Source organism: Paenibacillus campi, from assembly GCF_034659835.1.
GTDB classification, from domain to species: Bacteria; Bacillota; Bacilli; order Paenibacillales; family Paenibacillaceae; genus Saccharibacillus; species Saccharibacillus campi.
In genome coordinates, this window is the sequence record NZ_JAXSQZ010000004.1 from 24,740 (window position 1) to 37,017 (window position 12,278).

Here is a 12,278-nt window from a genome sequence, read left to right on the forward strand (position 1 = left end):
TAAGATATGGCTTCACAGCAAATAAACGAAAATATAAAACCGATTTTAGAAAAAGTAAAACAAGGGGAAAAACAAGCGTATGCATTAATTATCGAGCAATTTCAAAAACCTATCTTTTTGTACTGCTACTATATGCTGCGCAATCAGCAAGAAGCGGAAGATACCGCACAAGAGACATTTTTGAAAGCATATAAGTATCTTGATCGTTTTGCCTATACTCATTCTTTTTCTTCCTGGCTCTATAAAATTGCACAAAATTGCTGTATGGATGTGTTGAAAAAAAGAAAAAAAGACAGCCAGCTATTATCACTTTACCAAACAGAACAGTCTGAGCAAAGTGAGCGATCTACAGCGAATGATGTATATGAATGCCTGGACATGCTGACAGAGGAAGAAAAGCAAATTATTCTTTTACGATCGCTTGAAGAATACAGCTATGACGAGATCGCCTATATTTTAAATATACGGGCAGCTACGGTACGGAAACGCTATGAACGTATCAAAAAAAAGCTAATCCAACAAAAAAAGCAGGGGGTTAATGTATATGAACACTCGTATTGATCCAGATCAAACGATCAGCAAGCTACAAAAATCGATTTTGGCAAACCCGATTGAAGTGGATTTAACAGACAGAATTATGAAAAATTTAGATCATAACGATAAGCAAGTCAAACGTATACCTACGAAATTTAGAGAAACATGGAAGTTTAAAACATTAGTCACACTGGGGGCATCTGTTGCGGCGGTTTCGATCCTTATTGGCGCTGGCATGGCATCACCAGCAGTAGCGGCAACATTGAATAAAATTCCGCTTGTGAACAGTTTATTTCATTTTGCTGACGATAGCGGATTAAATGTGGCAGATCGGGATGGATTGTACAATGCTTTACATGTTAGCGACACACATGATGGCTTGACTGTAAAAGCTTCTGCTGTTTCATACGATGGAACTCGTGTGTCTGTGGCGATCGAGAGTAACGAGAGCGAAGCTGGACGCAATTTGGCAAGTGAAGTTCAAAATGTAACGGTTAAAGTCGACGGTAAAGATATCGAATCGTACGCTTCTGCTGCTGACAACAATGTAGGTATGTTTTTCTTCCCTACGTCTAATCCGGATTCATTAATTTTGGAATTTGGAGATTTGAAAAATCAAGGGGGTGCTTCATTCCCTAACCATTTCAATGCTACCGTTGATTTGAGTGTGAAAGGGATTCAACAAAGTTTCAAATTGGACGTGCCAGTGCAATTGAATACGAGCGATACGGTAGTACTAGAACCTGCTATGCGCAAAGATTATAATGGCATAGCATTTAAAGTTAACAAAATCGAGATGACACCGATTACGACCAACATAACAACTGAAGTGACAATTCCCTCAAATGCAACGAATGTCAAAAAGAATTTTGGTTATGAATTAGTAGATGATGCAGGCAAAAAAGTAGGGGTTATTTATGCGAACGGTTGGAATGCCGACAATGGCAATACGTTCATTACCGATACCAAATTCGAACCTTTCACTAAAGTACCAAAGTCGATCACGATCAAACCGTTTACGTATTTATATCAGGATCATACGAATAAATATTTGCTTGATGCTGATGGAAATATAAAAGTGAATTATATTCCTCAGTTGGAAACTACGATACATGTGAAATAAAGCAAAAAGAGAAGGAACGATAGGTTCCTTCTCTTTTTGTTAATTATCGTTGAAAATTTAAATTTCTTACCGTATTACAGAGATATAATAGGCGCCCAACAATTGTCCATTCCCTTTATAGGCATATACAGTAGCATCTCCATAACCAATCGTAGTGATGGTAGCACCGGACAATTTGACTACATCACTGCCTGACCAAATCAGCCAGTTGCTGCCGTTTGTCATCACATATTTGCTGCCGTTTGTCATCACATATTTGCTGCCAATGCCTTTTAATGTAATATTTTGTGCTTGAGCATTGATACCACCAAGAGATGGTTGGGCTGCTGGGGGAAGTCCAGTTACAGCAGCAGGAACATATGTAATCTTGATTGTTGCATTTTCTGCTGCTGCTTCTGCGGTATAGGCGCTTGCTTTACTTGGTGAAGCTATTACAGTTACTCCTGCTAAAGATAAAGCTAATGCTGAAGCTGATACGGCTAGTAATACTTTTTTCATTTACTACAACTCCTCTTATTTGTTTGTGATACAAGTATATGTATTCTTCATTGCTAACTAAATACATTCTTTTAAGGTAATATTTTCAAAATTATAATTTATGAAATAAAAATATATAAAATATACTATTTACCCCAAATTTTATATTTTTCAAAAAATGATATTTATAATAAAAGATTTATGAGCGAAACACACAACAAAAACGGCGACAGACCTATCCCTGTCGCCGTTCATTGTATGATAACTCCACTCCAACTGCACCTATCAACGATCTAACCCATCATTCATCACACGCGCACGATACATCTCAGGAGTAACCCCGGTTTCCTCTTTAAACATCCGGCTAAAATGAGCGGGCTGCTTAAAGCCGGAAATACGGCTAATTTCGCTAATTGGCAATTTGTGCTGGTATTGCAGCAGCAGCTTCGCCTGACTGATCCGCCGATGGTATAAATATTTAAAAATGGTCATGCCTGTCCATGTTTTGAACAGTGAAGCCGCATAGGAACGTGACAGGTGCAAATGGTCGGCAATCTGCTCTAGCGTAATATCGTCCATATAATGCTGCTCGATATAATCGAGAATATCGTGCGCATACTGCTCTTTGCCTTCCTGCATCACCGGCGTTTGCGCTTGTGCACAGCAGCTTGCCAGCAGCGCCAGCACATCGCACAGCTTCATCATAACCGTAAGCGGCACTTTGCCATCGTGCCCAATCGGTAGCCGGTGCAACTGTTCCAGCAGCACTTCCAGGTCGCTGCGCTCCTGGATGCCAAGTGACAAACGGTAGCCGCCAGTCTGCTCGAACGGCTCCAACAACGCATGAATATGAGCAGGTTGCACATACCGTTCCACCAACGCCGGATCAAAATGCAGTGTGGAACGAATATACGGATAGCCAGGCTGTGGATGCGGACGATGCAATGTGCGTCCATGCATAAGCAACACATCGCCTGGACGTAAATGGTAAATATGCTCCCCAACAATATACGTACAAATACCTTCATGAAAATAATAAATTTCATAATGCAAATGCGAATGAAATCCGTCTACGGCAATCGACTGAAAGCTTTGATCTTGACGGTATACATAGCTCACGGCATGCTCCATCCGCAAATTGTGCGGCATAGGACGACACCTCCTCGTGATAACGTTTACAAGGTTGTGTCCATTTTAGCATGTGCGGATGGAGAATGGCGCGCTTTTGAGCGATTCGAATCATAATTTTACGTGCTGTATACTATAGGGGCAGTATAGGCAGTTTTTGAACTCATTTGAACTCAATAGATAACATGGTTAGCTTGCCTTAGTTAAATGTATAGTGTGTCGATCTAATTATCGCTTGATCATAAATATGCACACATACGTTCAAAATTGATGTCCACTTGAGACAGCCTACTATGGCAGCTTCGGATTATATTTTCCACTCAAACGATATTGATTTGGCAGCATCGGAAAAGCGAGTTTACTGCCCATTTGTATGTTCCGATCCATATATTACATGCCCAATATGTGCAAATGAACTTAGCGTAGCGGTGATGAAGTTGTCTGTGCAGACACCGTATGACCAGCGCGGAAACCGGCTAATCCTTCCGCTCGATTCCAAGCTTGTTGCTGAGCAAGCAGACATAGCTCGGCAGCTTTAAAGGCGTGTTCCTGCGTCATCGCTGTTTCCGTCCGCTCCAACACGTCGCGGATCAGTTGACCGAAAAAGGGATAGCCGATTTTGCCGGACACGCCAAAATGGTATTCGCCTTCATGATTGACGAGATACACATGGTCTTTGGCAGGATCGCGCGCGATATCGATATATTTACGTAGCTCAATATAACCGTCCGTACCCAAAATGACCATGCGTCCGTCACCCCATGTGCCCAGTCCATTCGGTGTAAACCAGTCAACCCGCACATAACCGGAGGAGCCGCTGCTGCCAGTTAGTGAAATTTCGCCAAAATCTTCTAGTTCAGGATACTGTGGTTGATTAAAGTTGGCGACCCGGCTATAGTTGATCGTCGCATCATTGGAACCGGTAAATGTAAGAAATTGCTCGATTTGGTGACTGCCGATATCGCATAAAATGCCACCATACTGCTGCCGATTGAAAAACCAGTCTGGACGGCGATGCGCTGCTAGCAAATGCGGGCCTGTGCCCATCACCTGCACTACTTTGCCGATCGCGCCTTGCTCGATCAGTTGCCCGGCATAGATGGCGCTTTCTACATGCAGTCGTTCGCTGTAATAGACCATATATTTTTTGCCGGTTTGCGCGGCTACGGCGCGTGCCTCGGCAAGCTGTGCAAGCGTTGTGAACGGTGCTTTATCGGTAAAATAATCTTTGCCCGCCTGCATCACACGCACCCCGAGCGGGCCGCGTTCATTGGTGATCGCTGCGGCGGCAACGAGCTGCACGGTATCGTCGCCTAATACCGCTTCCAGCGAAGGGGCAAGCTGTGCTTCAGGATGTTTATTTTGCAGCGCTTGTGCGCGCTCGGGCACGGGATCATAAATCCATTTGAGCGTACCACCAGCTTCAGCGAGCCCAGCGCACATACCATAAATATGCCCATGATCTAGTGCGACCGCCGCAAATACAAATTGTCCTGGCGCACACACTCGTTCAGGTTGATAATTACTTTCCGGTACATAAAACATGCCATCCTTGCTCATAGGGACACATCCTTTTTAGATGATAAAATATCGGCTTATTCGCGTTTTATTAGTGCATTAGTGGAGTGAACAATCGCTCTGCATTACATGTTATGATTTTAGAAGTGCTGATTCATTGGCGTTTTGCAGTCGCGTTGCTGTTTTAGCTATCAGCGAATGAGCAGTAATTACAAACTGATTTTTCAAGCGGTCAATGGATGAAGGCATACAGACAAACTATGTTACTTCCGCTCAATTTGCGCACCAATATGCAGCTATGTTGCTATCTATTTAAACGTCCCGCTCAGATCGGCAGGCACATCCTGCTCATTATCGACGGTGCTGCCTGGCTGATATACCGATTGTTGACGACGCTGCTCTAGCTCGGCGGTAAACTGCTGCTCATCTAGCGGCAAATGTACCCAGCTATCCGTCCACGTAGATAACAGCATCGCATTGGATAATGTTAGCCCGTAAATGCCTTCTTCACCCGGCGATAACAGCGGTGTACCGTAACGGATCGCGTCAATCCAGTTGCGCATAATGCCCGGATGTCCGGTTTCTTCACCTTCGATCGGAATATCACATTGCCAACATTCCGGGCTGCCAAATTTGCCGGTATAGTGGCTGTTGAACTCCGGCTCGGATTCGCGCAGTCGCCAAAACGTCAGCCGATCGTGTTCAATGACGACTTTGCCGCGATCGCCGGTCATTTCCAAGCGGTTCGTACCTGGCGCTTCGCCAGTCGTCGTAATAAATACCGCGCTAGCACCATTAGCATATTCTGCATAAGCGGTCACATCGTCTTCGACCTCAATCTTACGATAATGCCCGAAACGGCAAAAGGCACGGATGCGCTCCGGCATCATCCCGGTCGTCCATTGCAGCAAATCGAGCTGATGCGGGCATTGGTTGATCAGTACACCGCCGCCTTCGCCTGCCCATGTCGCGCGCCAGCCGCCGGAATTATAATAGCTTTGCGATCGATACCAGCTCGTAATAATCCAATTCATCCGGCGCAATTCGCCCAGTTCACCGGATTGAATCAGCTCGCGCAGTTTGCGATAGACCGGATTGGTGCGCTGATTGTACATAATCGCAAATACGCTATCCGATGCAGCGGCGGCAGCATCATTCATTTGCCGTACTTGAGCGGTGCTAACGCCAGCAGGCTTCTCCACCAGCACATGCAGACCATGCTGAAATGCAATGATCGCCTGCCGTGCATGATCATCGTGCGGGGTAGCGAGGATGACCGCATCAATTGTGCCAGACTGGATCATTTGCTCCGAATCGTTCCAAAATGTGACCGTTGGCGACAGCTGTTCGGCTGTCCATTGCCGCATCGATTCGCGAATATCGCACACGGCGGTTAACTCGGCACCTGGTATCGCACCGGATAACAGTGTGCGGGCATGAGAGCTGCCCATATTGCCGATGCCGATCACGCCGACGCGAACGGTGGCGGGAGAATTAGTACTAGTGGATGTAGCTGCCAGATCAGGACTCATTATGAATTCGCCTCCAATTGTGTAGATGAGGATGTTAACGATGCAGATGAGGAGATTAACGGGCGGAACGTATCGGCAAATTGCTGTAGCATATCGTTACTAGCAAGTTGCCCGCTAAAATCTTCGATACCGATATAACCGTCATAGCCATTAGCGAGCAAAATGCGTAGAATATGTTCCCACGGCACGATGCCTGCATGCAGTGGTGCCCATTCGCAGCGCCATTGTACATTTTGCTGCTGCCAGGCGGCATTTTTGACATGGACATGGGCGATGTATGGACCGAGTAATTCAATGCCCATTCGGTAATGTTCAAAGCCTTCGTGTACCATATTGCCCGGATCGTACAGTACGCCCACATGCTGCGGATTTAAGCCATCCACTAACCGCAATGCTAGCGATGCACTCGGTGCAATCGTACCGTGATGTGTTTCGATCAGCGCCTTGATGCCGTAGGAAGCTGCCATATCCTGAATGGCGTGCAAATAGCGCACCGCTTCTTGTTGCAGCTCATCGATATGACGTGTGCCATCATAACTAGGCACGCCTACACGCAGCATTTGTACGCCAAGCTGTGCTCCGGCGGCAAATGCTTGCTGGGCGGCGTCCAGATCGCCACATTTTAAATACGGAACGAGCGCAATCGGCTGTATCCCGTACTCGTTACAGTGCGCGCGCAGCTGTGTCAGCTCATCCGCAGCGCTGCCCGGTGCGATCGAACAACGGTTATGCCGCCAAAAGGAAGGCGCTTCGTCTTGCGCATCGGCGGGGATTGCAGCATAGCGCCACTCTATACCGTCAATGCCTGCGTCACGGGCAGACTGGATTAACTGCTCTGGTGTCAGGTCAGGTGTACAGACCGTAAATACCGATAATCGAATCATGTCGGTTCATCTCCTTGAGTGAACATTTTCGCTGGAAACAATGGCATTGTAGCATGATGACATCCCCTTTATGCAAGCGTTTACAGAAATGAATGAACGACAGATAAGCCGCAGTGCAAATGCCGCAACCGCAGATAATTTAAAATTGGAGCGAACATTGCTACGCTATACGTATAAACGGCGAATGAGTGGTGATTAGGCAGTAAAGTCGATTCATTTTCATATTTATAACGTATACAGCGTCAGTAACATTTGTTATGCGATCCTCCGAAAACGGGTATTAATCGTAAAGGGACTGTCGGATGGCAGTACGTGTACAAATGGAATTCGTTTTATGCAACACGCCAAATTTTTGTTTTTTTGTTTATGCATCCAAACGACTTACTGCACGTATCATTCCAAACAAGCAAACAAGCAAACAAGCAAACAAGCAATAAATCAATCATCGTACGAGCAATAAGCAAACAACAAAAAATAAGCTTCTGCCAGAGGAGGGCATTCCGATGACACAGACATTAATGAAAGCGGTAGGTTTAACCCGTTATTTACCGATTGATCAGCCTGATAGTTTACAGGATGTGACCGTACCGATGCCAACTGCCAACGGTTATGATCTGCTCGTTCGAGTCGAAGCGATCTCGGTTAATCCAGTCGATACAAAGCTGCGCGCGCCCAAAAGTAAAGTGGAGCCAGAACCGCGCATTCTCGGCTGGGACGTTGCCGGTGTTGTGGAAGCGGTCGGTGAGCAGGTGGAAGGTTTTCAACCGGGTGATGAAGTGTATTATGCAGGCAGTGTGACACGCGCAGGTGGGAACAGTCAGTATCATGTCGTCGATAGTCGGATCGCTGCACATAAGCCGTCCAGTATTGATTTTGCCGCTGCTGCTGCATTGCCTTTGACTGCAATAACGGCATGGGAAGGCATCTATGAGCGGCTCGGTATTGCTCATGATCCAGCGACAAATGCGGGCAAAACGATTCTGATCATTAACGCCGCTGGCGGTGTCGGCTCGATCGCTACCCAGATCGCACGCCATGCCGGGCTAACCGTAGTCGGCACGGCTTCACGTGCGGAAACGGAAGAATGGACGCTTGCGCACGGCACGCAGCATGTGATCAATCACCATCAGCCGCTGCTGCCACAGCTGCAAGAGCTGGGCATCGGTGAAGTGGATTATATTTTTTGCCTGAATCAGACGGATACGCACTGGCAAGGCATGGCGGAAGCGATCGCGCCACAAGGGCGTATTTGCTCGATTGTGGAGACGTCGCATCCGGTCGATCTCGGCTTGCTAAAAGACAAAAGCGCATCTTTTGCATGGGAGTTTATGTTTACTCGTGCTAAATACGGCACCGCAGATATGCAAGAACAGCAGCGCATTTTACAGCAGGTCGCTGCGCTCGTGGATGAAGGTGTTTTTCATAGTACAGAGGCAGAACGTCTGTCTCCGATCAATGCCGAAAATTTGCGTGAAGCCCATCGCCAGTTGGAAGCGGGCAGCATGATCGGTAAGCTTGTGCTGGAAGGTTGGGCATAAGCTGGGCAAATGGCTATGCAAATAGCTATGGATGAACAAGCAAAAGCTGCCTACAGCAACCGAGAATGTGGGTGCGGCTGTTGGCATGACTAGTTTAAAGCCCAAGTTAAGTCATAACCGCATCAAGGGCAAAGCCCAAACAGCTGTAAACATCTGATTAATTATTAAAACAGTTATTAAAACAGTTATTAAAAAAGTAATGACTGACATGCCGTTCTGTATGTTTCAATAGCGAATCAGAGGCTAAACGCGTCAATGACGTTTGCTAGGAATCACTGTAAAAATAGGTAACCGTGTACACAAGTGACCAAAAGATACGAGTAACAATCGGTCTTGCTTGCCTACAGTGCATAGTATGATAAAGCTGGCATAACGTGAATGAGGCAATGGTTGGGCAATAGGTATAGCGACCAGGCGAATGGAGGAACAGTGGATGAACAGAAATGAGCAGCTCAAAGCGGATATTCGGCGGCAGGCGGATCAGTCATTTGATCAGGAAATGGACGAGATTAACCGTCAGATGAAAGAGCGTGTTATGATCGCGCTTGTTGGCGATGTGAATGCAGGCAAATCGTCCACGATCAACCGTATTATCGGTGATGAGGTAGCAGGTGTAGGCGCAGAGCCGGGCGAGACGACAGAGATTAAGGAATATCCGTATCGCGATAAAATTATTTTGATCGATACGCCTGGACTGAACGATGTGAACACAAGCAATTCTGCACGCACACGGGACTATTATCGTCAGACGGATGTCGTGCTGTTTTTTCTTAATGCTGCGGGTACGGTATTTTCTGAAGCGGAAAAGCGGTCACTGGAAGCGCTGGAGAAAATTAATAACAGCATCGTAATCGTACTGAACAAAATCGATGCCGCCGATGAAATCGATCGCCTTGTACGCCGGATTCGGCAGGAGACAGGTGACCGCTATGACGTTATTCCGGTATCGTCACGTACAGGCACGAATATCGAGCAGCTTCGCTATACGATCCTCGATCTGCTCAAAAAAAAAAGTAAGGATATCGTGTTCGCTCGCACGATCAAAGAAAAATCGTCCATCGCCAACAAATGGATTATCGGCGCCGCCACCTCGGCGGGAGCGATCGGTGCTGCGCCGATTCCTGGCGCGGATATTATCCCGCTGACCGCGATTCAGATCGGTCTGCTTACCCGTTTGGCGACACTGTATGAGCGCCCGATCAGCCGCGAAACCGCCAAAGAGATCGTAATCGCCTCCATCGTTGGCAATCTGGGCAAAACGCTATTCGCGCAAGTCGTCAAACTGTTTCCAGGCGCTGGTTCCGTTGCCGCTGCCGGGGTCGCTGGCTCAGTCACATTGGCGCTCGGTTATTCGGTCAAATACGCGTATGAGCGTGGCATCGACGTTACACCGGACAGCATTAGCCGCTTGTACCGCAAATTCCGCAGCAAACCCGACAAAAACAAGCTGCCGGAATAAGGAGAAAAGATAAAATAGTAATAATAGAAAATAAATAAAGTAAAATGACGTTGTTAGTTGTTAGTTGTTAGTTGTTAGTTGTTAGTTGTTAGTTGTTAGTTGTACAGTTGCGGAATCCGAGCGTGCTGAATAGCAAGCTTGTTTGGTTCGATCAGCATAACCATTTTGCATTGCGTACTGTGTAGAGTATACAGATAGTGTATGATCCGGCTCGCAGTACGATCGTCGCCAAAACAACTTGTCGGATCATATCGATATCGAATTACATCTATAAAAGACGGACAAGCCGATAGAAGCAATTGCAATAAAAGCAACACTAATGAGAGCACTACCAATAAAAGCACTGCTGCCTTGACTGTTTTCAATATTGGCTTTGAATTTACGGTATGCCTTTTTTATAGCGGGAAGCTACATGATTTTAAACTATATATTTGAAGCAGCCAGAGTACTACTACGTTGACCAAGTTCAATATTAATTTTGATCGTGTACTGAAATGCTGATCGATGCGATCTTAAAACAGATTCAACACTCAAATTAATCTCGGTCAACGTACTACTAATAAAAATACACCCAATGAGCGGAAAATGAGCACAAACGGAAGGGCGGGAGCGATTGAGAGCATTACAGCGCGCTAAAGGGCATATGACCCGCTGGCTACAGGAGCGATATTATACACCGGGCACGATCATACAGCAGCGTTACCGCATCGTCGGCGCGCTAGGCAGCGGCAGCTATGGCGTCACCTATCGTTGCGAAGACGTGCTCAACAACAATCAAATAGTCGTATTGAAACGGGTACATCCACTGCGTGGCGGCGACGAGCGTGCCCGTTTGATTTATGAGCGTGAATGCAGCGCGATGAGCGCATTGCAGCATCCGCATATGCCGGCATTATTGGATCGGTTTCTGTATCGGAGGCAACATTGTCTCGTCATGCAATATATGGAGGGACGCAGCATCGGTGAGCTGCTGTTTCAGCAGCAGATGGTCTGGAATGAAGCGCAATCGCTCCAACTGATGTTGCAACTGCTGGAATTAGTCGAGTTCATGCATGGACGCGATAGGGTACATCGTGATATTAGTTTGTCTAATGTGCTGCTGCATGAAGGCGATGTGCAATTGATCGATTTTGGCTTGACATGGCATCGTAGCGAGCCGAGCGAGCTTGTGCATACATTGGACGAACTAGTGAGCGGCGATGAGCAGGAGAAAATCATTCGTCGCTCGCTGCATGTTAGCAGTGACTTTTATAGTATGGGGCATTTGCTGTTGTATTTGTTGTATAGCGGCTATGATGAAGCAGCAGGAGCGCGTCGACAGCTACCGATAGCGGCGACGGAACAAATACCATTGCACACGCCAGGCTGGGAAAGTGAGCTTGTGCTGCATCCAGATACACGCCTGTTGTTGCGCCGTTTGCTGCAAGTGGATCAGCCCTATACCGATGTAGCCGAAGTAAGGCGAGCGCTAGAGCATGTTGTGGGCGCAATGCGAGTACATTGACTAGCTTAGTATGTAATGATTGCTTGCTTCCATCTTCTGAAACTATATGTGCAGCTCACTTCGCGATGCTACACGAGCGTAAACTTCGCAGTTAGTGCGGTCAATGTACTAGCTGCCACATCCACATCCGGCACATCGTTTGTAAAATGAAACAATCCCCATTCGGAGAGCGACTTCTGCCACCTGAACTTCAGTTAGCGTAAAAGAGTTTCAATCCACGCTCTCGCACGGATGCCAGGCAAGCCAATCAGCTATAAACAGACATCGATACACAATAGGTTTAAACGAGACATAACGCCATCATAACCAAATAAAATAAAAGCCGCTTCTTTCATCCAAAGAAGCGGCTTTTGCGTATATTCCATTGTATTTAGCATCGAATTGTATATACGGCATGAAAGTGCTCGCCATAAGATGATCATTATCATTCATCACATGTGTGCGCCTACATGTTAATTGATGGATGATGGATCGTTTATACTAGGTGGTGTCTTCAAACGATGCTACGCATCATTTTATTGTTCACAAAGGTCAGAAATAAGACACTGTACAGCTTAGTCTGCCGTAAACTACCCGGATCG

At 46.5% G+C, this 12,278-nt stretch carries 10 protein-coding genes; 5 read left to right on the top strand and 5 right to left on the bottom strand.

Features of this window, described 5'->3' with window-relative positions; genetic code table 11:
* The first annotated feature begins 6 nt into the window (after positions 1 to 6).
* On the top strand, positions 7 to 561 hold the full coding sequence (locus U1I11_RS11250; protein WP_322906225.1) for an RNA polymerase sigma factor: 555 nt from the start codon (positions 7 to 9) through the stop codon (positions 559 to 561).
* On the top strand, positions 545 to 1,657 hold the full coding sequence (locus U1I11_RS11255) for a DUF4179 domain-containing protein (RefSeq protein ID WP_322906226.1): 1,113 nt from the start codon (positions 545 to 547) through the stop codon (positions 1,655 to 1,657). Before U1I11_RS11250 ends, U1I11_RS11255 begins: the two co-directional genes overlap by 17 nt.
* Positions 1,658 to 1,723: 66 nt before the next feature.
* On the opposite strand, the gene U1I11_RS11260 is transcribed toward U1I11_RS11255, so the two are convergent.
* From U1I11_RS11260 to U1I11_RS11280, 5 genes are all read right to left on the bottom strand, one after another.
* Entirely contained in the window at positions 1,724 to 2,155 is a 432-nt protein-coding gene (locus U1I11_RS11260; protein ID WP_322906227.1) for a BLB8/JUQZ-1 family protein, read from the bottom strand.
* A gap of 264 nt (positions 2,156 to 2,419) precedes the next feature.
* A complete protein-coding gene (locus tag U1I11_RS11265; RefSeq protein WP_322906228.1) occupies positions 2,420 to 3,283 on the bottom strand; it encodes a helix-turn-helix transcriptional regulator in 864 nt (287 codons plus the stop codon).
* A 396-nt stretch (positions 3,284 to 3,679) separates the two neighbouring features.
* Entirely contained in the window at positions 3,680 to 4,822 is a 1,143-nt protein-coding gene (locus U1I11_RS11270) for a Gfo/Idh/MocA family protein (RefSeq protein ID WP_322906229.1), read from the bottom strand.
* A gap of 266 nt (positions 4,823 to 5,088) precedes the next feature.
* Entirely contained in the window at positions 5,089 to 6,312 is a 1,224-nt protein-coding gene (locus U1I11_RS11275) for a Gfo/Idh/MocA family protein (RefSeq protein ID WP_322906230.1), read from the bottom strand.
* Positions 6,312 to 7,196, bottom strand: coding sequence for a sugar phosphate isomerase/epimerase family protein (locus U1I11_RS11280; RefSeq protein ID WP_322906231.1), 885 nt, complete (start codon positions 7,194 to 7,196; stop codon positions 6,312 to 6,314). Before U1I11_RS11280 ends, U1I11_RS11275 begins: the two co-directional genes overlap by 1 nt.
* 503 nt (positions 7,197 to 7,699) lie before the next feature.
* Between U1I11_RS11280 and U1I11_RS11285 the strand changes: the two genes are divergently transcribed.
* From U1I11_RS11285 to U1I11_RS11295, 3 genes are all read left to right on the top strand, one after another.
* On the top strand, positions 7,700 to 8,734 hold the full coding sequence (locus U1I11_RS11285; RefSeq protein ID WP_322906232.1) for a zinc-binding alcohol dehydrogenase family protein: 1,035 nt from the start codon (positions 7,700 to 7,702) through the stop codon (positions 8,732 to 8,734).
* Between the two features lie 433 nt (positions 8,735 to 9,167).
* Positions 9,168 to 10,193, top strand: coding sequence for a GTPase (locus U1I11_RS11290; protein WP_322906233.1), 1,026 nt, complete (start codon positions 9,168 to 9,170; stop codon positions 10,191 to 10,193).
* A 613-nt stretch (positions 10,194 to 10,806) separates the two neighbouring features.
* Positions 10,807 to 11,697, top strand: coding sequence for a serine/threonine protein kinase (locus tag U1I11_RS11295; RefSeq protein ID WP_322906234.1), 891 nt, complete (start codon positions 10,807 to 10,809; stop codon positions 11,695 to 11,697).
* Positions 11,698 to 12,278: the final 581 nt, after the last annotated feature.